Origin of the sequence: Castellaniella hirudinis, from assembly GCF_047468865.1 — a bacterium.
Taxonomy (GTDB): domain Bacteria; phylum Pseudomonadota; class Gammaproteobacteria; order Burkholderiales; family Burkholderiaceae_B; genus Castellaniella; species Castellaniella hirudinis_A.
The window spans coordinates 12,472-36,183 of record NZ_JBLGTV010000010.1 but is presented as its reverse complement, the minus strand read 5'-3'; the positions used below and the strand labels follow the sequence as shown (position 1 = coordinate 36,183).

General features: G+C 65.6%; 17 protein-coding genes and 2 riboswitches. Of the genes, 12 read left to right on the top strand and 5 right to left on the bottom strand.

Annotated features, from left to right (window positions below):
- Positions 1 to 168: 168 nt before the first annotated feature.
- Positions 169 to 441, bottom strand: coding sequence for a hypothetical protein (locus tag ACMHYJ_RS12210; protein WP_414246452.1), 273 nt, complete (start codon positions 439 to 441; stop codon positions 169 to 171).
- Positions 442 to 568: 127 nt separating this feature from the next.
- On the opposite strand from ACMHYJ_RS12210, the gene apbC reads away from it, so the two are divergent.
- The 12 genes from apbC (at position 569) to ACMHYJ_RS12150 (ending at position 20,385) form a co-directional block, all read left to right on the top strand.
- The gene (apbC, locus tag ACMHYJ_RS12205; RefSeq protein ID WP_414246451.1) at positions 569 to 1,654 is read left to right on the top strand and encodes an iron-sulfur cluster carrier protein ApbC; all 1,086 of its coding nucleotides are present in this window, start codon (positions 569 to 571) and stop codon (positions 1,652 to 1,654) included.
- 101 nt (positions 1,655 to 1,755) lie between these two features.
- The gene (locus tag ACMHYJ_RS12200; protein WP_414246525.1) at positions 1,756 to 3,498 is read left to right on the top strand and encodes an autotransporter assembly complex protein TamA; all 1,743 of its coding nucleotides are present in this window, start codon (positions 1,756 to 1,758) and stop codon (positions 3,496 to 3,498) included.
- Positions 3,495 to 7,046, top strand: a complete 3,552-nt coding sequence (locus tag ACMHYJ_RS12195; protein WP_414246450.1) for a translocation/assembly module TamB domain-containing protein — start codon at positions 3,495 to 3,497, stop codon at positions 7,044 to 7,046. Before ACMHYJ_RS12200 ends, ACMHYJ_RS12195 begins: the two co-directional genes overlap by 4 nt.
- A 95-nt stretch (positions 7,047 to 7,141) precedes the next feature.
- A complete protein-coding gene (gene dcd, locus ACMHYJ_RS12190; protein WP_414246449.1) occupies positions 7,142 to 7,708 on the top strand; it encodes a dCTP deaminase in 567 nt (188 codons plus the stop codon).
- A gap of 149 nt (positions 7,709 to 7,857) precedes the next feature.
- Positions 7,858 to 10,122, top strand: coding sequence for an Orn/Lys/Arg decarboxylase N-terminal domain-containing protein (locus ACMHYJ_RS12185; protein WP_414246448.1), 2,265 nt, complete (start codon positions 7,858 to 7,860; stop codon positions 10,120 to 10,122).
- Between the two features lie 143 nt (positions 10,123 to 10,265).
- The gene (locus ACMHYJ_RS12180; RefSeq protein ID WP_414246447.1) at positions 10,266 to 11,564 is read left to right on the top strand and encodes an NAD(P)/FAD-dependent oxidoreductase; all 1,299 of its coding nucleotides are present in this window, start codon (positions 10,266 to 10,268) and stop codon (positions 11,562 to 11,564) included.
- 157 nt (positions 11,565 to 11,721) lie between these two features.
- A complete protein-coding gene (locus ACMHYJ_RS12175) occupies positions 11,722 to 13,731 on the top strand; it encodes a methyl-accepting chemotaxis protein (RefSeq protein WP_414246446.1) in 2,010 nt (669 codons plus the stop codon).
- A gap of 49 nt (positions 13,732 to 13,780) precedes the next feature.
- On the top strand, positions 13,781 to 14,998 hold the full coding sequence (locus ACMHYJ_RS12170) for a CaiB/BaiF CoA transferase family protein (RefSeq protein WP_414246445.1): 1,218 nt from the start codon (positions 13,781 to 13,783) through the stop codon (positions 14,996 to 14,998).
- A gap of 46 nt (positions 14,999 to 15,044) precedes the next feature.
- A riboswitch (glycine riboswitch) is annotated at positions 15,045 to 15,143 on the top strand.
- A 13-nt stretch (positions 15,144 to 15,156) separates the two neighbouring features.
- Positions 15,157 to 15,258, top strand: a riboswitch (glycine riboswitch).
- 37 nt (positions 15,259 to 15,295) lie between these two features.
- Positions 15,296 to 16,378, top strand: a complete 1,083-nt coding sequence (gene gcvT, locus ACMHYJ_RS12165; protein WP_414246444.1) for a glycine cleavage system aminomethyltransferase GcvT — start codon at positions 15,296 to 15,298, stop codon at positions 16,376 to 16,378.
- Positions 16,379 to 16,466: 88 nt separating this feature from the next.
- A complete protein-coding gene (gene gcvH, locus ACMHYJ_RS12160; protein WP_414246443.1) occupies positions 16,467 to 16,838 on the top strand; it encodes a glycine cleavage system protein GcvH in 372 nt (123 codons plus the stop codon).
- 87 nt (positions 16,839 to 16,925) lie between these two features.
- Positions 16,926 to 19,787 (top strand): aminomethyl-transferring glycine dehydrogenase, encoded by a 2,862-nt coding sequence (gene gcvP / locus ACMHYJ_RS12155; protein WP_414246442.1) that lies wholly within the window; start codon positions 16,926 to 16,928, stop codon positions 19,785 to 19,787.
- A 385-nt stretch (positions 19,788 to 20,172) separates the two neighbouring features.
- Positions 20,173 to 20,385 carry a tautomerase family protein gene (locus tag ACMHYJ_RS12150; RefSeq protein ID WP_414246441.1) on the top strand — a complete coding sequence of 71 codons (213 nt, stop codon included), beginning with the start codon at positions 20,173 to 20,175 and terminating at the stop codon, positions 20,383 to 20,385.
- Between the two features lie 107 nt (positions 20,386 to 20,492).
- On the opposite strand, the gene ACMHYJ_RS12145 is transcribed toward ACMHYJ_RS12150, so the two are convergent.
- Genes ACMHYJ_RS12145 through ACMHYJ_RS12130 form a run of 4 tightly spaced genes read right to left on the bottom strand, consistent with a single transcriptional unit; the run spans position 20,493 to position 23,626 of the window.
- A complete protein-coding gene (locus ACMHYJ_RS12145) occupies positions 20,493 to 20,993 on the bottom strand; it encodes a dihydrofolate reductase (protein ID WP_414246440.1) in 501 nt (166 codons plus the stop codon).
- Positions 20,990 to 21,535, bottom strand: coding sequence for a 2-amino-4-hydroxy-6-hydroxymethyldihydropteridine diphosphokinase (gene folK, locus ACMHYJ_RS12140; protein ID WP_414246439.1), 546 nt, complete (start codon positions 21,533 to 21,535; stop codon positions 20,990 to 20,992). The genes ACMHYJ_RS12145 and folK overlap by 4 nt, the downstream gene beginning before the upstream one ends.
- On the bottom strand, positions 21,532 to 22,911 hold the full coding sequence (gene pcnB, locus ACMHYJ_RS12135) for a polynucleotide adenylyltransferase PcnB (protein ID WP_414246438.1): 1,380 nt from the start codon (positions 22,909 to 22,911) through the stop codon (positions 21,532 to 21,534). Before pcnB ends, folK begins: the two co-directional genes overlap by 4 nt.
- 10 nt (positions 22,912 to 22,921) lie before the next feature.
- Complete coding sequence (locus tag ACMHYJ_RS12130; RefSeq protein WP_414246437.1) at positions 22,922 to 23,626, bottom strand: HAD family hydrolase; 705 nt, start codon at positions 23,624 to 23,626, stop codon at positions 22,922 to 22,924.
- Positions 23,627 to 23,712 lie beyond the last annotated feature (86 nt).

Here is a 23,712-nt window from a genome sequence, read left to right as displayed (position 1 = left end):
AAAAGAAATTGATTCTAGCAGCCTGTGCGCGAAACCGCGCTTGTGGGCGAGTCTCCTGCGGGTTGGCGCCCCCGATGCCGGCAAATGCCGGATCGCGGCGTTTCCGTGTCCGCCGCGATGAACGCGCGCGGAGCGCCGGAGCCGGCAACAACGATGCGGCCTTCCTGTTCAGGGAATTTCCCGCATTTCAATATCGGTGACGTCCTGCGGCTTGTGCTGGGCCGGCTTGGCCCAGACACCCGGCTGCGACGGCATGGGCGGGCGGCGGCGTTCGGCCCAGTAGGCCTTGACGCCAAAGGGGCGGCCCTGCAGGCGCGCCACGATGTACAGGACGCCGATGGCCAACAGGGTGGAGGCCATGAACACCAGGGCCATGATCAGGCCGAAAAAGGCCAGGATCAAAAACAGGGCGGCGCGCAGGGCTTGCTGGATGATTTTCATAATGATGGGACCGCTGGGGCCGAAAAAAGTTGCAGCGTGGTGCTGATGTCCATATTGGGGTCAATCGGCGGATTTCCAGGGGAATCCGCTATGCTTGTGGTTTCGATGTTTTTCGGCTGGATATTTCATGAGCACGACCCCCCAGGACATCCGCGCGGCCTTGTCGCGGGTGATCAACCCGGATACCCGCAAGACACTGGCGGTGACCGAACCCGAACTGCAAATTACCGCAGCGGGCGCAGTCTTCGATATCACTGTAACCCTGGGCTATCCCATATTCAATGGCGAAGCCGCCTTGCGCCAGGTGATCGAATCCGCCCTGGCCGCCGCCCAGGTGCCGCTGGGCGCGCTGGATTTCCAATCCCGGATCGCCACCCACGCCGTGCAGCGCGGCCTGCGCCCCCTGGATTCCGTGCGCAACATCATCGCCGTGGCCTCGGGCAAGGGCGGGGTGGGCAAAAGCACCACATCGGTCAACCTGGCTCTGGCCCTGCATGCCCAAGGGGCGCGGGTGGGCTTGCTGGATGCCGACATCTACGGCCCCAGCGTGCCCATCATGCTGGGCCTGTCCGGCAAGCCCAAAAGCGTCGACGGCAAGAGCATGGAGCCCATGGTCGGCCACGGCCTGCAGGCCAATTCCATCGGTTTCTTGATGGACGACGACGGTCCGGCCATCTGGCGCGGGCCCATGGTCACCCAGGCATTGACGCAGTTGCTGTCGCTTACCAAATGGGACAATTTGGATTACTTAATCGTGGACATGCCGCCCGGAACCGGCGATATTGCCCTGACCATGGCGCAAAAGGTCCCGCTGACGGGGGCGGTCATCGTCACCACGCCCCAGGATCTCGCCTTGGCCGATGCCCGCAAGGGCCTGATCATGTTCCAGAAGGTGGATGTCCCGGTGCTGGGTATTGTCGAAAACATGTCGATGCATGTGTGCTCCAACTGCGGGCACACCGAAGCCATTTTTGGCCAGGATGGCGGCCGCCAACTGGCGGCCGCCTACCACTTGCCCTGGCTGGGGGGGCTGCCTCTGCAGCTGGATATCCGTGAACAAACCGATTCCGGCCGGCCCAGCGTGGTGGCTGCGCCCGACGGCCAGGCCGCCGGGCTGTATCACCAGATTGCCCGCCAGTTGGCGATCCATGTGGCGGGCCAGCCGCTGGATGATTCGGGTACTCGGCCACGGGTCGTGGCACGCGGCACTTGATGCGGTCGGGGTGGGGCCAGCGCTGTTTCGGGGGCGGCTCATGGGCCGACCCCCGTTTGCGTTGCGGGCTGTGCGGGGCGGCGCTGCTGGTTCTGCTGTGGATGCACCCCGCCCGGGCGGCGGCCCCTCAGGTCATCATCGACCCCGGCGGGGCGCCCCCCAAAGTGTTGCAATCCATTACAGAAGCCGTGGGGGCCATCACGCGCCTGGTCGAGGACCAGGACGTGCGCGAAGTCTCGCGCCTGCGCCGCCGCGCCTGGGACGCCGTGCAGGCGGCCCTGCGGACGCAAGGCTATTTTGCCGCCCAGGTCGACCTGGATGTCACCCCGGGCGCGCCCGATGGGGGCGAATACTGGGACATCACCATCGACCCCGGCGAGCGGGCGCGGGTGCGGCAGCTGGGGCTGTCCTTCAACGGGGCCTTGAACACGCCGCCCTATGCCGACCGGCGGCAGGCGCTGCGCGACAGCTGGCTGCTCAAGCCCCCCATGCCCTTCATCAATGACGACTGGTCCACCGCCAAGGCCGATCTTCTGGATGCCGTGAACCAGCGGGATTTTTATTTCGCCCGGCTGCACCCGACACAGGCGATCGTCGATCCGCAGACCGCCCGGGCGGATCTGTCCGTGACCGTGGACAGCGGGCCGCCGGTGCGATTCGGCGAACTGCGGGTCATTGGCTTGAAACGCGTGCCCGAATCCCTGATCCGGCGCTATGTCCGCTATCAGCCGGGCGACCCTTATGACCAGGGTTTGCTGGAAAACTGGCAGCAGTCCTTGCAGTCGACCACATTTTTCCGGGGCGCTTTTGTCACGCTGGCCGACGCCGATGCGGTATCGCCCCAGGCGGTGGCCGGGCATGCGCCCGTCACCCTGCCGATCCAGGTCCAGGTCACCGAAGCGCCGGCGCGGTACGCCAGCGCGTCGCTGGGGGCCGACAGCGACCATGGGGTGCGGGTCGAGGGCCTGTACCGGCAAAATGTGATCTGGGATCTGCCTGTCTGGATTGAAACCGGGGCCGGGGTGGATACCAAGCGCCAGCGGGCGTTTTTCGATGTGCACCTGCCGCCTTCCGTAGATGATTACCGCGACAGCTTCGGACTGCTGTATGACCATTCGGATATCGAGGGCCAGGAAACCAGCCGCGCCGCACTGGGATGGAAACGCTTCCAGCAGCGCAAGGCCGCCGGCGACAGCCGTGTGGAATATGAAACCGCCCTGGGCCTGTTGGTGGCCTATGACAAAAATCGCATCGACGGCGGCGGGCGCTACGAAGTCCCTACCTGGGCGGCCACCTGGCAGTGGCTGCGCCGCGATGTCGATGCCAAATACGATCCGCGTGAAGGCAATCTGGTTGAATTCGGCGTGGGCTTGGGCACGACCCTGGATGATGGCCGGCCCTTTTACCGCGCCAGCCTGCGCGCCCAGCAGTGGTGGCCCATTGGCGAGTGGGATGTGCTGACTCTGCGGGGCGAAGTCGGCAAGGTCTGGTCCCGGACCGACCGCCTGCCGCAGGATTTTTCCTGGCGCACCGGGGGGTCGCGCAGCATCCGCGGCTACCGCTACCAAAGCATCGGTTTGCAGCGGGGCGATGCCGTGGTGGGGGCGCCGGTGCTGGGCGTGGTCAGTCTAGAATATACGCATTACTTCACCGAAATGCTGGGGGGCAATGTGTTTATGGATGCCGGTGATGCCGCGCCCTCGTTCGGACAGTTCGATTGGCATCTGGGCTATGGGCTGGGGCTGGCCGTGCGCACTCCGGCGGGGCCGTTCAACGTGGATGTCGCCTGGGCCCAGAAAGACCGTCGCCTGCGTCTGCAGTTTTCCATGGGGATTGCGTTTTGACGGCACGCTTGTCCTGGCTGGGACGAGCAGGCCGCGGCCTGCGTTTCCTGGCGCTGTGGGGCTTGCCCCCCTTGGTGCTGGCCTTGGCGCTGGCATTGGGGTTTTTATGGTGGTGCGTCTCCAGCACGGCGGGCACGCGCTGGCTGCTGCACACGGTGGCCGCCCAGTTCGATGGCCAGGTGCAGGGGGTCAGCGGCTCCATCCGGCGCGGGCTGTACGTCCAGGGCCTGTCGCTCGCCTTGCCCGATATGGACGTGCGCCTTGTGGGCCTGCACCTCAAGGCCCTGTGGCCCGAACTCCTGGATCGCCGCCTGCACATCAACGATCTGTCCGCCGTGCGTCTGGATGTGACGATGCGGCCCGCCGCGCCCGAACCCCCGTCCGAGGACGCTTTCCAGATGCCCGCTCTGCCTCTGGGGTTGCGGGTGGACCGCCTGTCCTTGGGGGGGCTGGGATTGCACGGAGCGGCCCGGCTGCCGGTCGAGGTGCTTTCGGTATCGACCGCCCTGACGCTGGACGCCCGGACGGCGACGATCGCCCTGGACCAGCTGCGCATGGTCCACGATCAGGCCCTGCTGACCCTGAATGGCAATCTGGCCTTGCGGGGCTTGGCGGCGCCGTGGCCCTTCGAGCTGAACCTGCATGGGACCGCCCAGGATCGCAGCCCGCAGTCGCCGGTGTGCCTGCGCCAGCAGTGGGCCGCGCTGTCGGCCCCGGACACTGCCGCTCCGGTTCCCGCCGCGACGCCCTGCCGCGTCGATCTGGACGTGCGTCTGGCCGGCACGCTGCAGTCCTTTCAATTGCAAGCCCAGGGGCAGGGCGAAGGCATGTCGCTGCGGGTGGATGCGCAGATTCTGCCCGCCCAGGCGTTTCCCCTGGGCCGGACGTCGCTGGACCTGACGCTGCCCGGCCAGGCGGGCCTGACTCTGCAGGTGCAGCCCGGCGCGCCGGGGGCGGATGGCCTGCGTCCCGTGCAGGCCGATTGGGCGTTGCAGCGCCTGGATCTGGGCCCGTGGCTGGCGTCGCGTGGCCTGGGGACGACCATTCTGGACCTGCAAGGCCGGCTGCAGGCCCACCTCACCCCGGATCACCATCTTCAGAGCCTGGGCCTGCAGCTGGATATCCACCCGGCCAGCCGCTGGAATGGGCAGCCGCTGGCCGGACAGATCAGCCTGGCGCAGGCCGCGCGCGCTCAAGGGCCTTTGCTGGATGAAAACGATCCGCTGGCCGATTGGCAGGCGGTGCGGGTGCGGGGGTTGCGGCTGGCGGTGGACGCCGGCCGCAATCAGCTGCATCTGGAGGGCGATGTGTCGGTGGACCGGACGCAATTGGCCTTGCAGGCCATCGCGCCGGCATTGGACGCCTTGTGGCCCGGCCTGCCGGGCGGCGGGCGGCTTTCCCTGGATGTGCAAGGCGCCCTGGCCGGCCAGCAGATCAAGCTGCAGGGTCAGTATGCCCCTGCGGGCGCCCAGGCCGCGCAGCCCGGGCAGGCCCCCGTCGATGTGGATCTGGCGCTGGACGGCGGCTGGTCCGCCGAGCGCGGCTGGCAAGGCGGCGTGCGCCGCCTGCTGGTGCGGCATGCCGGGATGCGCCTGGATGCCCAGGGCCCTTGGCCTGTGCAGCTGGCCGCCGATGGCGCCTGGCGCGTGGGCCGGGGGGTGCTGGACCTGCAGCTCGACGGCCAGCCTTTGCTGCAGGTGCGCCACGAGATGTCCAGCGGCCAGGCCGGCCGTTGGGATACCCAGGGGCGCATCGACCCGCTGGTGATCACGCCCGGGCGTATCGAAGCCGTCCAGGCCTGGCTGGGCCGGCTGGGGGCCGCCCCGGATGAGCGCGCGCAGGCCGGCGGGGTGCATACCCTGCTGTCGGCCCAGGCGCGCGACAGCCGCCTGGCCCTGGCCCTGGATTGGCGGTTGCGCCGCGACCCGGCGCTGGGTGGCGACATCCGCCTGCGGCGCCTGGACGGGGACCTGACCGTCCCCGGCGATGTGCCCATCGAATTGGGCCTGGAGGCCACGCAGCTCGACTTGCACCTGCAGCCCGTGAACGACACCCTCAGCCAGGCCCGGCTGGATGCGCGGGTGGACACGCGCAAAATGGGCCGCCTGCGGCTGCAGGCCCAGTCCCCGGTGCATGTGTCGCCCGAGGGCGTGCCGGGCATCCGGGACCAGGATGAAAAACGTGTGCATCTGGTGGCCGAATCCGACGATCTGGCCTGGATCAACCTGCTGCTGGACGGGGAGATGGAGATCGGCGGCACCGTGCATGCCGATGTCCAGGGGCGCAGCCGCCCCGATGGCCAGTGGCTGCTCAGTGGCCCGGTGCGGGGCGAGGCCCTGCGTTTCATGCTGGTCGACCAGGGCGTGCGGCTGTTGGACGGCACGCTGCAGGCGCATTTCGATGAAACCGCCCTGATCCTGGACCACCTGAAATTTCCGGCCACCCGGCGCGTGACGCCCAAGGAATGGCGGACCGCCACCTGGATCGCGGAAGATCCCGACGCCCAGGACGGCGACCTGGATCTGAAAGGGCGCTGGGATCTCGGCGCCGGCGATGGCCAGGCGGAGATCGTGTTTCATCGTTATCCGATTTTGCAGCGAGCCGACCGCTACGCCATGATCAGCGGCGACCTGCGGGTGTCGGCAGCCTTGCCGCGCGTGGGCCTGACGGGCCGGATCGTGGCCGACGCGGGCTGGTTCGACCTGGACATGCTGAACAACATCCCCGCGCTGGACAGCGATGTGGTGGTGCTGAAGCCCGGCGAAAAACAGGCTGTCGAATCCTCCCCGCCCCTGGATATGGACGCCGACCTGTCCGTCGATCTCGGCCCCCGCTTCTACATCACGGGCTATGGCCTGGATTCCGGTCTGGTGGGCAATCTGGATCTGCGTCTGCACGATGGCAAGCTCTCGGCCCTGGGGGCTTTGCGCACCCGGGGCGGGGCCATCGACGCCTATGGCCAGCATTTGCAGCTGCGCCGCGGCACCATCACGTTCCAGGGCGACATCATGAATCCGGTACTGGACATCCAGGCCCTGCGCACCAATGTGGCGGTACAGGCCGGTGTGCAGGTGGCGGGCACGGCGCGACGCCCGCGCATTGATCTGGTGTCCATCCCCGAAGTCAGCGAGACCGAAAAACTCACCTGGCTGCTGCTGGGCCACGGCCCGGACGAAGGGGGCGGGGACATGTCCCTGCTGTTTTCCGTAGGCAGCTCGTTCCTGTCCGGCGGCGAGCCCTTTTACAAGCGCTTCGGGCTGGATGAACTCAGCATCCGGTCCGGCGAATTGGGCAGCACCGGCAGTATCTTGCCGGTGCAAAGCGTGGTAAGCGGCCTGGACAGCGGGGTCAGCCCCATCGAACAGCGCTTCGTGATGGCCAGCAAGACCCTCGGCAAGGACATCAAACTGAGCCTGGAGCAGGCCCTGGCCCAGACAGGCACGGTGGCCCGGGTCAGTTATCGCCTGATGCGCGGCCTGCGGGCCGAGATGACGGCGGGCACCGTCAGCGGGCTGGCGCTGGTATACCGCTGGATCTCCATGGATTAGGCCCGGGCGGGGCCAGCACGCCGCCGCGCCGGGTCCGGGCATCGACGCTGCGGCGATTTCTTCTAAAATACGGCAATCACGAACCAAGGATGGCCATGAGCATCAAGAACGACCGCTGGATTCGCCGTCAGGCACAGGAATTCGGCATGATACAGCCCTTCGAGGCTGGCCAGGTGCGCGCGGTGGATGGGCAGAAAATTGTCAGCTATGGCACCAGCAGCTATGGCTACGATGTGCGCTGCGCACGCGAATTCAAGATTTTCACCAACATCAACTCGTCTGTTGTAGACCCCAAGGCTTTCGATGCGGGGTCGTTTGTGGACTTTGTCGGCGATGTCTGCATCATCCCGCCCAATTCCTTTGCCTTGGCGCGCACGGTCGAATATTTCCGCATTCCCCGGTCGGTGCTGACGATCTGTCTGGGCAAAAGTACCTATGCCCGCTGTGGCATCATTGTGAACGTCACGCCGCTGGAACCCGAATGGGAAGGCCATGTCACGCTGGAGTTTTCCAACACCACCCCCTTGCCCGCCAAAATCTACGCGGGCGAAGGCTGCGCCCAGATGCTGTTTTTCGAAAGCGATGAAATCTGCGAAACCTCCTACGCCGACCGGGGTGGCAAATACCAGGGCCAGCAGGGGGTGACCCTGCCCCGTACCTAGCATCCTGGCCGGCCGATGCGCATCCAAGGACGCTGACTCGGCCAAATGGGACTCGCGTGTCCTGAACACAGACACACAATTTTGCGGCCAGGCTTCAGGATGCCTGCCGAAGACGGCGGACTGCACAGGCAGCCGCGACGGTGATCGCCATGAAATTTCGTTTTCCTATCGTCATCATTGACGAAGACTATCGCTCCGAGAATGCCTCGGGTTTTGGCATCCGGGCCTTGGCCGCCGCCATCGAGGCCGAGGGCGTCGAGGTCCTGGGTGTGACCAGCTACGGGGATCTCAGCTCGTTTGCGCAGCAGCAAAGCCGCGCCAGCGCCTTCATCCTGTCCATCGACGACGAGGAATTCGACGAGGATTCCCCCGAGGACGTGGCCAACGCCATCAAGAACCTGCGCGCCTTCATTGGCGAATTGCGTTTTCGCAACGAAGACATCCCGATCTACCTGTATGGCGAAACCCGCACCTCGCAGCATATCCCCAACGACATCCTGCGCGAGCTGCACGGCTTCATCCACATGTTCGAGGACACGCCGGAATTCGTCGCCCGCCATATCATCCGCGAGGCCCGCGCCTACCTGGACAGCCTGGCACCGCCGTTTTTCCGCGAACTGCTGGACTACGCGTCCGACGGGTCGTACTCCTGGCACTGTCCGGGGCACTCGGGCGGCGTGGCTTTTCTGAAAAGCCCCGTCGGGCAGATGTTCCACCAATTCTTTGGCGAGAACATGCTGCGCGCCGATGTCTGCAATGCGGTGGACGAACTGGGCCAGTTGCTGGACCATACCGGCCCGGTGGCCGAATCCGAACGCAATGCCGCCCGCATCTTCCACGCGGATCACTGTTTTTTCGTGACCAACGGCACCTCCACGTCCAATAAGATCGTCTGGCACGCCAACGTGGCGGCGGGCGATGTGGTGGTGGTGGACCGCAACTGTCATAAATCCATTCTGCACGCCATCACCATGACGGGGGCCATTCCGGTGTTCCTGCGCCCCACGCGCAATCACCTGGGCATCATCGGGCCGATTCCGCTCGAAGAATTCGATCCCGAGAACATCCGCAAAAAAATCGAGGCCAACCCCTTTGCCCGCGAAGCCGCCAACCCGCGTCCGCGCATCCTGACCCTGACGCAAAGCACCTACGATGGCGTCATCTACAACGTCGAGATGATCAAGGAAAAGCTGGGCTCCGAAATCGACACCCTGCACTTCGACGAAGCCTGGCTGCCGCATGCGGCTTTTCATGAATTCTACGAAGACATGCACGCCATCGGCCCCAACCGGCCCCGCAGCCGCGACACCATGATCTACGCCACCCATTCCACGCACAAGCTGCTGGCCGGGCTGTCGCAGGCATCGCAGATCGTGGTGCAGGATTCCGAGGCCCGCAAGCTGGATCGCAACATCTTCAACGAAGCGTTCTTGATGCACACGTCCACCTCGCCGCAGTACGCCATCATTGCGTCCTGCGACGTGGCCGCCGCCATGATGGAACCTCCCGGCGGCACTGCCCTGGTCGAGGAATCCATCCGCGAGGCCATGGATTTCCGCCGCGCCATGCGCAAGGTCGAATCCGAGTTCGGCAAGAACGACTGGTGGTTCAAGGTCTGGGGGCCCAACCGCCTGGTGGCCGAAGGCATCGGCAACCGCGACGACTGGCTGCTGGCCTCGGGCGATGAATGGCACGGCTTTGGCGACCTGGCCGAAGGCTTCAATATGCTGGACCCGATCAAGGCCACGGTGGTGACGCCGGGCCTGGACATCTCCGGCACGTTCGCCGAGACCGGCATCCCCGCCGCCCTGGTGTCGCGCTATCTGGTCGAGCACGGCGTGGTGGTCGAGAAAACCGGCCTGTATTCCTTTTTCATCCTGTTTACCATCGGCATCACCAAGGGGCGCTGGAACACGCTGCTGACGGCCCTGCAGCAGTTCAAGGACGACTACGACCGCAACCAGCCGCTGTGGCGGGTGCTGCCCGAATTCAGCCGGACGCACAAGCGCTACGAAGGCATGGGCTTGCGCGACCTTTGCCAGGAAATTCACGAGGCCTATCGCCACTATGACTTTGCCCGCCTGACCACGCGGGTGTATCTCAGCGACATGGTGCCCGCCATGCGGCCCGCCGATGCCTACGCCCGCATGGCCCACCGCGAAGTCGAGCGCGTGCCGGTCGATCAACTGGAAGGCCGGGTCACGGGGGTGCTGTTGACCCCGTATCCGCCCGGCATCCCCTTGCTGATTCCCGGTGAGCGCTTCAACCGCGATATCGTCGATTACCTGGCCTTCACACAGGAATTCAACCAGCAGTTCCCCGGGTTCGAGACTGATGTGCATGGCCTGGCCTACGAGGCCGACGACCACGGCCAGCGCCAATATTATGTGGATTGCATCCGCGAGAAGCCGTGAGGCCGGGCGGGATGCTTCGCGGCGGGCCGGGCCGCCGCGGGCGGGCGGGTGCGCCGGGCGCTGCCCGCCCTGGCGGGATCGCGGCGGTCGAGGTGCTGCCGGCCACCGTTCGGTGCCGGGGCGGCGCATGATCGGGACGGGCCATGGCTGATTTTGATGTGGCCGTCATCGGCGCGGGGGCGGCGGGCATGATGGCCGCCGCCGTGGCCGGCCAGCGCGGCCTGCGCGTGGTGCTCATCGACCATGCCCGGCGGCTGGCTGAAAAAATCCGTATTTCGGGTGGGGGGCGCTGCAACTTCACCAATCTGGGCGCCAGCCCCGCCCAGTTCTTGTCGCGCAACCCGGATTTCTGCCGGTCTGCCCTGCGGGGCTATGGCCCGCAGGATTTTCTGGCTTTGCTGCGCCGGCATGGCGTGGCCTGGCACGAAAAACACCGGGGCCAGCTGTTTTGCGACGATTCCAGCGAAGCCATCATCGACGTCCTGCGCCGCGAATGTGACGCGGGGCGGGTGGCCTGGCGCATGCCGTGCCAGGTGCACGCGGTCGCGCGTGAATCGCACGGCTTTACGCTGTCCACCGATGCCGGGGCCATTCGGGCGGCCCAAGTCGTGCTGGCGACGGGAGGTATGGCCATCCCGCAGCTGGGGGCGACCGATTTCAGCCTGCGTGTGGCCCGCCAGTTTGGCCTGCGCATTATCGAACCGCGCCCGGCGCTGGTGCCCCTGACCTTCGATGCCGCGCTGTGGCAGCCGTATGCCGCGCTGTCGGGCGTGGCCTTGCCCGTGTGTCTGTCTTTTTCCGCGCCGCCGGATGCGGCCCCGGCTGCCGTGTCCGGCGGCCAGGCACCCGAACCGCCTCCACCGGCTGGGCGCGGCAAGCCCGGGCGCACGGGGCGCAAGCGCCGGGGGCCGGGGCTGGTTCAATTTCATGAGGATTTGCTGTTCACCCACCGAGGCTTGTCGGGCCCCGGGATTTTGCAGATTTCCAGCTACTGGCAGCCGGGCAGCCCCATCCAGATCGATCTGGCCCCCGGACAGGCCCTGGCCGAGCAACTGGTGGCCGCCAAGTCCGGCAGCCGTCAGACCTTGCTGGCGGCGCTGGCGGCCCACTGGCCCCGGCGGCTGGCCGAGGTCTGGCTGGCCGATCGGGCCGGCCTGCGCCTGGCCGACCAGGCGGATCGCCGCCTGCAGGCCCTGGCGGCCGATATTCATCAATGGACGCTGACGCCATCGGGCACGGCGGGTTACAAAAAGGCCGAGGTCATGCGCGGCGGGGTGGACACGGACGAGCTGGATCAGCGCAGCCTGCAGGCGCATCGTTGCCCGGGCTTGTATGTGATTGGCGAAGCCGTGGATGTCACCGGCTGGCTGGGCGGCTACAACTTCCAGTGGGCCTGGGCGTCCGGGGTGGCCTGTGGCCGGGCGCTGTCGGCGCGCGGGTGATTTTGGCGCGGCGCGCCTTTTGGGTAAGGTGAAACAAGGACATAAAGTGGGTTGATCGGGCAATTGACCGGATTGTCTATGCATTAGAGTGCTGGTTTGATCGGCCGCCCCAAGCAGTCAGGCGCGGTGGTTTTATCTTCATTCCAGGACATCCAATATGCTCTCCAGTCTGTACCCGTCCCGGCTTTCCGGGAAAATATTCGGCGGTATCGTGGTTTTGCTGTTGTTGGTGGTTGGTGTCGTCATGGGCACCCTGTATTGGCGGGGCCAGCCGCAGGTGGTGCAGTCCAGTTCGGCCCTGATCGAACAAACCGGGCAGGCCATTGCGCGCCAGCTGGCCACGCAATTGGCCAGGATTCAGGGGGTCACCGTGAGCCTGGCCCGCTTGGCGGAAGCCCTGCCGCATGACGCAGCGCTTTATCGGCAGGTCGCCCCGGGCCTGATTGACGACCAGGGCAATGCGGCGCTGGTGGGGGGCGGCATCTGGCCCGAGCCGAACCAATTCGCGCCCGGCGTCCAGCGGCACAGTTTCTTCTGGGCGCGCAATGCCCAGGGGAAACTCGAATATACCGACGAATACAATGCCGCCTCGGGGCCGGGGTATCACGATGAAGGCTGGTACGTCAGTGCGCGCGGCAAGCCGGGCAATGCCTGTGTCTGGTCCGAAGCCTACCGCGACCCGGTGTCCGGCGCCTTGATGGTGACCTGCAGTGTGCCGTACCAGTCCGGGCAGGGGTTTGCCGGGGTGGTGACCACGGACATGACTCTGGATAGTTTCGCCAGTTTTCTGGAAAAGAACGGCACCAGCACCGGGGGCTATGCGTTTGCCCTGGATCATCAGGGGCAGGTGCTGTATTTTCCTGGTCTGACGGCCAAGGAATCCGCCCTGAGCCTGAAAGAACTGGTCGGCCAACAAGCCTGGCTGCAGCCGCTTGCCGCCGGCTTGGCCAACCCGGCCCAGGCGCGCCAATTCAGCGTCGACCTGCCGGAAGACCGGCAATTGGGCACTGCGGCCCGCGCCAGCCTGTTTGTGATGCCCGATACGGGCTGGGTCATCGGCATCGTGACGCCCCTGGGCCGATACACGGCCATCGCCCGCGCCATGATGGCCGATATCCTGGTTTTCCTGTTGCCTTTGCTGGTCGCAGCTTTGGCGCTGGCCTGGGTGGGGATCAGAAAAATCATCGGCAGGCTGGATGCGACGCGGCTGGCCTTGAGCGAGATTGCCGAAGGCGATGGCGACCTGACCCGCCGCCTGGCGGAAGACGGCCGTGACGAAATCACGGACATTGCCAAGGCGTTCAATCGCTTCGTCGATAAATTGTCCGGTATTCTCGACGGTGTGCGCCGAAGCAGCCATTCTGTGTCGCAGGCGGCGGCGCAACTGAACGAGGCCCACCAGACCTTGTCTGGAAGCACCACCGAGCAGGCGGCCGCCCTGGAACAAAGCGCCGCCGCCATGGAGGAGCTGAAATCCACGGTGCACCAGAATACCGACAGCATCCATGTGGCCGATGACATGGCCGAGCAAGCCGCCGCGGCGGCGGGGGAAAACAGCGCGACGATGCAGCAGGTCGTTCAGGTCATGGGCGACATTGAGCATTCCTCGCAAAAGGTCGCCGAAATCATCAACGTCATCGACGGCATTTCTTTCCAGACGAATATTCTTGCGCTGAACGCGGCGGTCGAAGCGGCGCGGGCGGGAGAGCAGGGGCGCGGTTTTGCCGTGGTGGCCGGCGAGGTGCGGGCGCTGGCCCAGCGCAGCGCGGCGGCATCCCGCGAGATCAAAGACCTCATCACCGAATCCGTCACCGGCGTCCAGACCGGCGGGGGGCTTGTGCGCCAGGCGGGCCAAAGCCTGGAAGCCTTGACCGCCAACGTGCTGAAAACCCGGACGGCCATCGCTGAAATCCGCTCCGCCGGCGAAGAACAGCGCAAAGGGCTGGATGAAGTCACGCTGGCTGTTACGCAAATGGATCAGGTGGTTCAGCAAAATGCGGCGTTGATGCAGGATGCCGCCGACACGACGCAGTCGCTGCACAGCGATGCCGAACAGTTGGCGACCCTGGTGTCCGCTTTTCAGCTGCAAGACCCGCCGCGGGACCCCGGGGCGCAGGAAAATACCGTGCTGCGCCGGCCTGTGCTCTTGCTGCCGGGCAAGGCTTGAGCGGTTTTTCGGTATGCCATAATGGCCTGATCGCTTGCGGAAAATTGCCATGGAAAAGAATATTGGGGTGCATGAAACCGTGCGGGAAAAACCGCTGGCCGGCATTCGCGTGCTCGAAATGGGCCAATTGATTGCCGGCCCCTTCGCCACCAAGATCCTGGGCGAGTTCGGCGCCGACGTCATCAAGATCGAGCCCCCCGGGCAGGGCGACCCCTTGCGCAACTGGCGTCTGCTGCATCAGGGCACGTCCGTCTGGTGGCAGGTGCAGTCGCGCAATAAAAAATCCCTCACGCTGGATTTGCGCCAGGCGGAAATCCAGGCCGTCGTGCGCCGCCTGGTGGCCGAATGCGATGTGGTCGTCGAAAACTTCAAGCCCGGCACGCTCGAATCCTGGGGTCTGGGCTGGGACGATCTGCGGGCCGTCAATCCGCGCCTGGTCATGCTGCGGGTTTCGGGCTATGGCCAGACCGGCCCCTATCGTGACCGGCCGGGGTTCGGCGTGGTGGCCGAGGCGATGGGCGGCCTGCGCCATCTCAGCGGCGAACCGGGCCGCACGCCGGTGCGGGTGGGCGTGTCCATCGGGGATTCGCTGTCGGCCCTGCACGGCGTCATCGGGGTTCTGCTGGCCCTGCGCGCGCGGGATCGCGACGGCGCAGGCCAGATGATCGACGTGGCGCTGTACGAATCCGTCTTCAACATGATGGAAAGCCTGCTGCCCGAATACGCCGTGTTCGATGCCGTGCGCCAGCCCGCGGGCAGCAGCCTGCCGGGCATAGCCCCCAGCAACGCCTATGCCTGCCGGGACGGTTATGTGCTGATTGCGGGCAATGGCGACAGTATCTTCCGGCGCCTGATGCAGGCCATCGGCCGCGACGACCTGGGCAACGATCCCGCGCTGGCCCATAACGCCGGCCGGGTCGCCCAGGTCGCCCGCATCGACGCGGCCATCGGCGAGTGGGCGGCGGCGCGCAGCCAGGACGAAGCCCTGGATCGGCTCAACCAGGCGCGCATCCCCGCGGGCCGCATTTACGATATCGCCGACATCGCGGCCGACCCGCACTACCGGGCGCGCGGGATGATCCTGGATCAGTCCCTGCCCGACGGCACGCCTTGCCAGGTGCCGGGCATCGTGCCCAAGCTGTCGGCCACCCCCGGCGGCATAGATTTTCCCGCCCCCGGGCTGGGCCAGCACACCGATGCCATCCTGGATCGGTTGGGGATAGACGACGATACCCGGGCGCGTTGGCGGCAGCTGGGCTATATCTGATTGTTAATCCGCCCGGTTTCAGGGTATATTTTGCCTTTGCTGTCACCCGATGCGGGTGGGAGAGCGCCCCCGGGGGTTTTTCCGGTGGCCGCCGAAGGCGCAATTCGCCCAGAATCGCTCAGGCACCCCGTACCATCCGCATGATGCGCGTTCGCGCGTCGCAGCATTCTGGAGAGACTCCCCCCATTCGCTGGGGGCGGGCGCCGAAGGTGAACCCCCCGCATGGGGCAACTCTCAGGCAAAAGGACAGAAGGGCGCTGCCGGTCACTGACGCCGTCCCTTTGTTTTGGAGCCTTCATGCCTTCACAGACCCCTCTTTTTGACACCCACACCGCCTTGGGCGCGAAAATCGTAGATTTTGGCGGCTGGGACATGCCCCTGGCCTATGGTTCGCAGCTGGAAGAACACCACGCCGTGCGTCAATCCGCCGGCGTGTTCGATGTCTCGCACATGCTGAATGTCGATGTGCAGGGCGCATCGGCCCCCGATTTTCTGCGCCATCTGCTGGCCAATGATGTCGCCAAGATTGCCGGGATTCCCGGCAAGGCCCTGTACTCCTGCATGCTGCGGCCCGATGGCGGCGTCATCGACGACCTGATCGTGTATTTCTTCGCCTCCGACCTTTGGCGCGTGGTCGTCAATGCCGGCACGGCCGACAAAGACCTGGCCTGGATGCAGCAGCAGGCCCAGGCGTTTGACGTCACCATCACCCCGCGCCGCGACCTGGCCATGGTCGCCGTGCAGGGCCCCAAGGCCCGCGAGATCGTCTGGTCCGTGCACCCCGAATGGCAGGCGCCCACGCAGGATCTGAAACCCTTCACCGGCACCCTGGTCAATGAAAACACCCTGGTGGCCCGCACCGGCTACACCGGGGAAGACGGCTTCGAAATCGTCCTGCCCGTCACCGCCGTGAAGGCGTTCTGGGATGCCTTGCTGGCCGCCGGGGTGCATCCCTGCGGCCTGGGCGCGCGCGATACCCTGCGCCTGGAAGCCGGCATGAATCTCTACGGCCAGGACATGGACGAAAGCGTCCACCCGCTGGAGTCCGGCCTGGCCTGGACGCTGTCCTTCAAGGACGACACGCGCGACTTCATCGGCCGCGCCGCCTTGCAGGCCGCCGACCGATCCCGCGAGCTCGTCGGGGTCAAGTTGCTGGATCGCGGCATCATGCGCAGCCACATGAAAATCCGCACGCCGCATGGCGAAGGCGAAATCACCAGCGGCACCATGGCGCCCACCCTGGGTTTTTCCGTCGGCCTGGCGCGCGTGCCCGTCGGCAGTCAGCCCGGCGATGCGGCCGAAGTCGAAATCCGGGGCAAGTGGCTGGCGGCCGAAATCGTGCGTCCGCCATTCGTGCGCAACGGCAAGGCCCTGGTCTGATTCGCCCAAACCCGGTAGCCTGTCATCGTCGGGCTGCCGGCATCCATCTACATTTTCTTGATACCAACATTTATAACGGGGTAACACCATGTCCATTCCCAATGACCGCAAATACACGGAATCGCACGAGTGGGTCAAAGCCGACGGCGATTGTTTTCTGGTGGGCATCACCGATGACGCCCAGGATCAGCTGGGCGATCTGGTCTTCGTCGGCGATGTCCAGGTCGGCGCGCATCTGGCGGCGGGCGACACCGCGGCCGTGATCGAGTCCGTCAAGGCCGCCTCCGACATCTATGCGCCCATCGCCGGCGAAATCGTGGCCTTCAACGAAGCCCTGGACGAGCAGCCCGCCCTGGTCAACGAAGCCGCCTATGACCAATGGATCTTCAAAATCCGCCCGGATAACGCGGCGGACGTCGATGCCCTGATGGATGCGGCCGCTTATCAGGCCCAGGCCTGATCATGCCCCGGCCCTGCCGCTGACGGCGGGGCCCCGATCATCGGGGGTTCTGTCCAGAATCCCCTGTCCGACCCTGGAGTACACCCCATGCTGCGCGACCCCGCCACGCATTCCGAATTCATCGCCCGTCACATCGGGCCATCCGATGCCGACCAGCAAGCCATGTTGTCCGCCATCGGGGCGTCCAGCCTGGACGCTCTGATCACCGAAGTCGTCCCGGAAAACATCCTGTCCGAAGTCCCCTACCTGGATCTGCCCGGCCCCTTGGGCGAGGTCGAGGCCCTGGCCGATCTCAAAGCCATCGCGTCGCGTAACCAGGTCATGCGCAGCTACATTGGCCAAGGCTACTATGGCACCTATGTGCCGCATGTCATCTTGCGCAATATCCTCGAAAACCCCGCCTGGTACACCGCCTATACGCCGTATCAGCCGGAAATCTCCCAGGGCCGCCTTGAAGCCCTGCTGATTTTCCAGACCCTGGTCACCGACCTGACCGGCCTGGACATCGCCAACTCGTCCCTGCTGGACGAAGCCACCGCCGCCGCCGAGGCCATGACCCTGGCGCGCCGCGTGTCGCGCGCCAAAACCAATCAGTTCTTTGTCTCCAGCCACATCCATCCGCAGACCCTGGAGGTCGTCCGTACCCGCGCCGCGGGCCTGGGCATCGATCTGGTGGTGGGCGACGAAGCCGACGGCCTGCCCGAGTGCTTCGGCGTGCTGCTGCAATACCCCCACAGCCTGGGCGGCGTGGCCGATTACCGCGCCCTGACCCAAGCGGCGCATGACGCCGGGGCGGTGGTGGCCGTGGCCACCGATCTGCTCTCCCTGGCGCTGCTGGCGCCGCCGGGCGAATGGGGCGCGGACATCGCGGTCGGGTCCACCCAGCGCTTTGGCGTGCCCATGGGGTATGGCGGGCCGCACGCAGGCTTCATGGCGTGCAAAGACGCCTACAAGCGCAATCTGCCGGGCCGCCTGATCGGGGTCTCTCAAGACGCCCAAGGCCAGCCCGCGCTGCGCCTGGCCCTGCAAACACGCGAACAACACATCCGGCGCGAAAAAGCCACCTCCAATATCTGCACGGCCCAGGTTCTGTTGGCGGTGATGGCCGCCATGTATGCGGTCTGGCACGGCCCCGACGGCATCCGCCGCATTGCCCAACGGGTGGCCACCCACACCACGCAGCTGGCCGCCGCGCTGCGGGCCATGGGGGTGTCCGTGTGCAACGACACCTGGTTTGACACCCTGCAACTGGATACCGGCGACCGCACCCAGTCCGTGCTGGACGCCGCCGTCGATGGCGGCATCAACCTGCGCCGGGTCGATGATGCCCACGTCGCCCTGTCGCTGGACGAAACCGTTGGCCAGACCGACATCGAAACCCTGCTGGGCATCTTGGCGGCGGGCCTGGGCGTCCAACGCGCCGCGCTGGATTTTTCCGCCGATGCCGACGGCATCCCCGCCGCCCTGCGCCGCCAGGGCCCCATCATGGCGCATCCCGCGTTTTCCAAGGTCAAATCCGAAACCGACATGCTGCGTTACCTGCGCAGCCTGGCCGATAAGGATCTTTCCTTGGATCGCACCATGATTCCGCTGGGCTCATGCACCATGAAGCTCAATGCCACGGCCGAAATGATTCCCATCACCTGGCCCGAATTCGCCCATATGCATCCCTTCGCCCCGGCGGGCCAAGCCCAGGGCTACCAGGAGATGATCGCCCGGCTGTCTTCCGCGCTGTGTGAAATCACCGGCTACGACCGCGTCAGCCTGCAGCCCAATTCCGGCGCGCAGGGCGAATACGCCGGCCTGCTGGCCATTCGCGGCTACCACCAGGCCAATGGCGAACACCAGCGCGATGTCTGCCTGATTCCCGCCTCGGCGCACGGCACCAACCCCGCCTCGGCGCACTTGGCCGGTATGGATGTCGTGGTGGTGGCCTCCGACGATAACGGCAACATCGACATGGCGGATCTGCGGGCCAAGATCGACCAAGTGGGCGACAAGCTGGCCGCGCTGATGATCACCTATCCGTCCACCCATGGGGTGTTCGAGACCACGGTCACGGAAATCTGCGCGCTGATCCATGATGCCGGCGGCCAGGTCTATCTGGACGGCGCCAACATGAACGCCATGGTCGGCGTGGCGCGCCCCGGCCGCTTCGGCTCGGATGTGTCTCACCTGAACCTGCACAAAACCTTCTGCATCCCCCACGGCGGCGGCGGCCCGGGCGTGGGCCCGGTGGCCGTGCGCGCCCACTTGGCGCCGTATCTGCCGGGCGTGGTCGGTGAAGACGGCCGTTTGCCGGCCGGCCAGTCCGGCCCAGTGTCGGCGGCGCCGTTTGGTTCGGCCAGCATTCTGCCGATTTCCACCATGTACATCATGATGATGGGGGCGACAGGCTTGCGCCGCGCCACCCAGGTGGCCATCCTCAATGCCAATTACCTGGCGACCCGCCTGGCGCCGCATTATCCGATTCTGTACGCGGCGGCCAATGGCCGAGTGGCGCACGAATGCATCCTGGATATCCGTCCCATCAAGGAATCCAGCGGCATCGACGCCGAGGATATCGCCAAGCGCTTGATGGATTACGGTTTCCACGCGCCCACCATGAGCTTTCCGGTGGCGGGCACCCTGATGGTGGAGCCCACCGAATCCGAGGGCGTGGACGAGCTGGATCGCTTCATTGATGCCATGATCGCCATCCGCCAGGAAATCGCCGCCGTCGAACGCGGCGAACAGCCCCTGGAAGACAACGTCCTGGTCAACGCCCCACACCCGGCGCATGTGCTGCTGGCGCAAGACTGGCCGCATCCCTACACGCGCGAACAGGCGGCTTATCCGCTGCCCGGCATGGCCGCCAATAAATATTGGCCGCCCGTGTCGCGGGTGGACAACGCCTGGGGCGACCGCAACCTCAGCTGCGCCTGCCCGCCCGTCGAAGCCTATGCGTAATCGGCTGCTGGCCGATGCCTAATGGGCGGATAGCCGCATGACGCAGTACGCCCGGGACTGGTTTTCTTAACGAGTCCCGGGCGTGTTTTTTTGTGTTCTGTCGATTTGGCTTATCGTTGACCTGTTCGGAGAACTCGTCATTGTGGGGTATTCGGACGCCTCGTCGTTGAGGGACTGGTCGAATATCTCCTTGTTGATGTGTTGGTGGAATACCTCATCGTTGAGACAGGGGGCGGACGTGCACAGCCCACAAATCGCAACATAAGAACCCGCGACAACACAACGGCAAACCACGGCAAACGCGCAATCTCCCCGGTCTTCGAGACAACAGGAGTAACATCCCAGCGGCAACCCCTTCCATTCACCCCCAAATAGGAAACACCCCATGCCCTACGTCAACATCAAAATCACCCGCGAAGGCGTGACCGCCGAACAAAAGCAACGCCTGATGCAGGGCGCCACCCAGCTGCTGGTGGATGTGCTGGGAAAAAACCCGAAAACCACCTTTGTCGTCATCGAAGAAGTCGATACCGACAATTGGGGGATCGCCGGCGAACCCGTCACCGCCATCCGGGCGCGAGAAAAATCGGGGGCTTGAGCCTGGTGTCCTGTCTGGCTGAGTCGGCTGCGTGTCAAGTCATCAAGCCAAGCAGATAGAACCTTGGCCGTCGCACGGCCACCCCTTCGCCGCGCGGTCGCTGCCGGTCAGATCCGCCGATACACCACGAAGTCATAGCGCAGACCGTTTTCCGCGGGTTGGGCCTGGCGCTCGGCTTCTTGCCATTGCCCGGCAGGCAGGGCGGGAAACCAGGTATCGCCTTCGATTTGTGCGTGGATTTCGGTGGCGATCACGGCATGGGCCAGCGGCAGGGCCAGCTTGAAAATTTGCTCTCCGCCAATCACACAGACCACGGCCGCATCGGCGCAGCTGGCCAGCGCCGCATCCAGGCTGGCGAAGCATTCCGCCCCCGGCGCGCTGAAACCCGCATCGCGCGTCAGCACCAGATTGCGCCGGCCCGGCAAGGGCCGGCCCAGTGACCGCCAGGTCTTGCGGCCCATCACAATCGGATGGCCCAGCGTGCTGCGCTTGAAATGCGCCAGGTCGCCGGGCAGGTGCCAAGGCATGCCGCCGTCGCGGCCGATCACCCGATTTTCGGTATAGGCCACCACCAGGCGGATCATGGGCGAGGGGCAGGGCTGTGTCATGGGCAGGGTCGAATGGCTTGTCCGGCGCAGGCGGCCAGCAGGGTGGGTAAATCCCCCTGGGGCAGCACCAGGCCCGGGGCCAGGTCCATCAGGGGGCGCAAGACAAAAGCGCGTTCGTGCATGCGGGGGTGCGGCACGGTCAGTTGCGGCAGGTCGATGAACAGTCCAGCGTACCACAGCAGATCCAGATCCAGCGTGCGCGGCGCGTTGCGATAGGGGCGCAGGCGTCCGTGGGCCTGTTCGATGGCCTGCAGGGCACCCAACAAGGCCGATGCGGTCAGCCGGGTCTGGATTTCCGCCACGGCATTGACGTAGTCCGGGCCGGCGCACCCCACCGGGGCCGTGCCATAGAACGGCGACAGGCGCAGGGCCACGACGCCGGGCACTGCGGCCAGCGCCTGGCCGGCGGCTTTCAAAGTGGCATGGGCATCGCCCAGATTGGCTCCCAGCCCGATGAACGCCAGGCTGGGCGCTGCTGATTCAAGCAATTGCGCGGAGGCCGGCAACGCGTCGGCCGCCGCAGGGCTGTTTCCCGGTGTCATGCGTCTGAGGCTTCTGTGCCGCCGTCCTGGCCGGTGGTGGATTTGCGCCGCCGCCGCCGTTTGCGGTTGGCGTTGCCGGCGCCGATGCGCCGCGCCCCGGCGTGGCCGGCCTGCCAGATGTCGATCATTTCGCTGCGGCGTTCGTCGCCGCTGTTGGCCAGATCCATCCACCATTGCGCCAACACGCTGTCCACTTCGCGGGATTCGGCGCGCAACTGCAGGAAATCCACGGCCGCCCGAAAGCGGGGCTGTTCCATCATGCGCCAGATCGAGCGCACCGTGGCGCGCTCGAAACGCGCCTGCATCAGCCAGATTTCGCGCATGTCGGCCTGGTGGCGGCGCTGGATGGCCAGCTTGTGCATTTGTTCCTGGATGACGGAATCGGCGGCCTGGATGAGGGCTTCGTTGCGCGGCATGTCCTGGGCCATCAGCTTGGCCCAGCGTTTCTGAACCAGGCGCCACAGCAGGGCCGCGAACAGGAAACTGGGGCTGATGGGCTTGCCGGCGCGCACGCGCGCATCGGTGCGCGACAGCGCGATTTCCACGAAGGCCTCGCCGCCGTCTTCTTCGAAAATCCGGTCGATCAGGGGGATCAGGCTTTTGGTCAGGCCCGAGCGGCGCAGTTCGCGCAGGCAGTCCATGGCGTGCCCGCAGGTCAGCAGTTTCAGGGTTTCGTCGAACAGCCGCGAGGCGGGAACGTGTTCGATCAGCGCCGCCAGCGGGGCGATGGGGGCTTCGGTGGCCGGGTCGATGCGGGCCCCCAGCTTGGCCTGGAAGCGCAGTGCGCGCAGCATGCGCACCGGGTCTTCGCGGTAGCGTGTTTCCGGGTCGCCGATCATGCGCACCACCCGGTTTTTCAGGTCGGCCACCCCTTGGTGGAAGTCGATGACTTCTTCCTTGAGCGGGTCGTAATACAGCGCATTGATGGTGAAATCGCGGCGGGCGGCGTCTTCTTCGTGGGTGCCGAACTCATTGTCGCGCAGGATGCGGCCATGGGCGTCGGTTTCTTGGTCGCCCGATGCCGGCGCCCGGAAGGTGGAGGTTTCAATGATTTCCTGGCCGAACACCACGTGCACCAGCTGGAAGCGCCGGCCGATGATGCGGGCCCGGCGAAACAGCGGCCGGATCTGGTTGGGCGTGGCATTGGTGGCGACGTCGAAATCCTTGGGCTGCAGGCCGACGATGAGGTCGCGCACCGCCCCGCCGACGATATAGGCGTCGAAGCCATGCTGGTTCAGGACTTCGCAGACCTTGATGGCATGGCGCGACACCAGGCGGCGGTCGATGCCGTGCTTGTCATGGGATAGGCGCACCGGGCCACTGGGCGGCGCGGCGAACAGGCGGGAAACGAAAGTTTTGATGGTCTGCTTCAGCATGGCGCGTATTTTAGGACTTTGTGTCCCGCATGTCCGCAAACAAGTCCAGAATACGCCAATTTCGGCCCTGGGCCAGTTCGCGCAGGGCGGGGCTGGGATTGGTGGCCACCGGATGCGAAACAGCTTCGAGCAGGGGGAGGTCGTTCATCGAGTCGCTGTAGAACCAGGATTCCGTGAAATTTTCCAGTTGCAGATCCAGTGTGCGCAGCCAGTCGCGCACCCGCAGCACCTTGCCCGCCTTGAAGCTCGGGGTGCCGTCTATGCGCCCTGTGTAGCGGCCTTCGGCGTCGCGCTGCGGAATGGTGGCGATCAGGTGGTCGAAGCCCAGGGCCTGGGCGATCGGCGCGGTGACAAAGGCGTTGGTGGCCGTAACGATGGCGCACAGGCCGCCGCGCACTTGGTGGTCGGCCACCAGGGCCTGGGCGGCGGGCAGCAGGCCGGGCCGCACGACTTCGCGCATGTAGTCCTGGTGCCAGGCCGCCAGGTCTTCCGGCGGCCCCAGGCGCAGCAGGCCCAGCATGAAATCGGCCGCTTCGTCGGCCGACAGCGTGCCTTCGTTGTAGCGCCGCATCAGGTCGTCGTTGCGTCGGCGGGCCGCGTCGGGGTCGCCCGCCCGCCCGGTGCGGGCGAGAAATTCCGCCCATTGATAATCGCTGTCGAAGGGCAGCAAAGTGTGATCCAGGTCGAACAGGGCCAGATGGGAATAGGTGTGCATGGATATTCTGGTAAAAAAACCGGTCTTCCGTGGTGGCGGTCGATCCGTAGCGGGTTCAGGGGGCCGCGGCGTGCTTGCGCACAGCG

Excerpts from the sequence above, each read along its gene's own strand:
- ACMHYJ_RS12210 (WP_414246452.1), bottom strand. The coding sequence starts at position 441 with ATGAAAATCATCCAGCAAGCCCTGCGCGCCGCCCTGTTTTTGATCCTG.
- apbC (WP_414246451.1), top strand. The coding sequence starts at position 569 with ATGAGCACGACCCCCCAGGACATCCGCGCGGCCTTGTCGCGGGTGATC.
- ACMHYJ_RS12200 (WP_414246525.1), top strand. The coding sequence starts at position 1,756 with ATGCACCCCGCCCGGGCGGCGGCCCCTCAGGTCATCATCGACCCCGGC.
- dcd (WP_414246449.1), top strand. The coding sequence starts at position 7,142 with ATGAGCATCAAGAACGACCGCTGGATTCGCCGTCAGGCACAGGAATTC.
- ACMHYJ_RS12185 (WP_414246448.1), top strand. The coding sequence starts at position 7,858 with ATGAAATTTCGTTTTCCTATCGTCATCATTGACGAAGACTATCGCTCC.
- ACMHYJ_RS12180 (WP_414246447.1), top strand. The coding sequence starts at position 10,266 with ATGGCTGATTTTGATGTGGCCGTCATCGGCGCGGGGGCGGCGGGCATG.
- ACMHYJ_RS12175 (WP_414246446.1), top strand. The coding sequence starts at position 11,722 with ATGCTCTCCAGTCTGTACCCGTCCCGGCTTTCCGGGAAAATATTCGGC.
- ACMHYJ_RS12170 (WP_414246445.1), top strand. The coding sequence starts at position 13,781 with ATGGAAAAGAATATTGGGGTGCATGAAACCGTGCGGGAAAAACCGCTG.
- gcvT (WP_414246444.1), top strand. The coding sequence starts at position 15,296 with ATGCCTTCACAGACCCCTCTTTTTGACACCCACACCGCCTTGGGCGCG.
- gcvH (WP_414246443.1), top strand. The coding sequence starts at position 16,467 with ATGTCCATTCCCAATGACCGCAAATACACGGAATCGCACGAGTGGGTC.
- gcvP (WP_414246442.1), top strand. The coding sequence starts at position 16,926 with ATGCTGCGCGACCCCGCCACGCATTCCGAATTCATCGCCCGTCACATC.
- ACMHYJ_RS12150 (WP_414246441.1), top strand. The coding sequence starts at position 20,173 with ATGCCCTACGTCAACATCAAAATCACCCGCGAAGGCGTGACCGCCGAA.
- ACMHYJ_RS12145 (WP_414246440.1), bottom strand. The coding sequence starts at position 20,993 with ATGACACAGCCCTGCCCCTCGCCCATGATCCGCCTGGTGGTGGCCTAT.
- folK (WP_414246439.1), bottom strand. The coding sequence starts at position 21,535 with ATGACACCGGGAAACAGCCCTGCGGCGGCCGACGCGTTGCCGGCCTCC.
- pcnB (WP_414246438.1), bottom strand. The coding sequence starts at position 22,911 with ATGCTGAAGCAGACCATCAAAACTTTCGTTTCCCGCCTGTTCGCCGCG.
- ACMHYJ_RS12130 (WP_414246437.1), bottom strand. The coding sequence starts at position 23,626 with ATGCACACCTATTCCCATCTGGCCCTGTTCGACCTGGATCACACTTTG.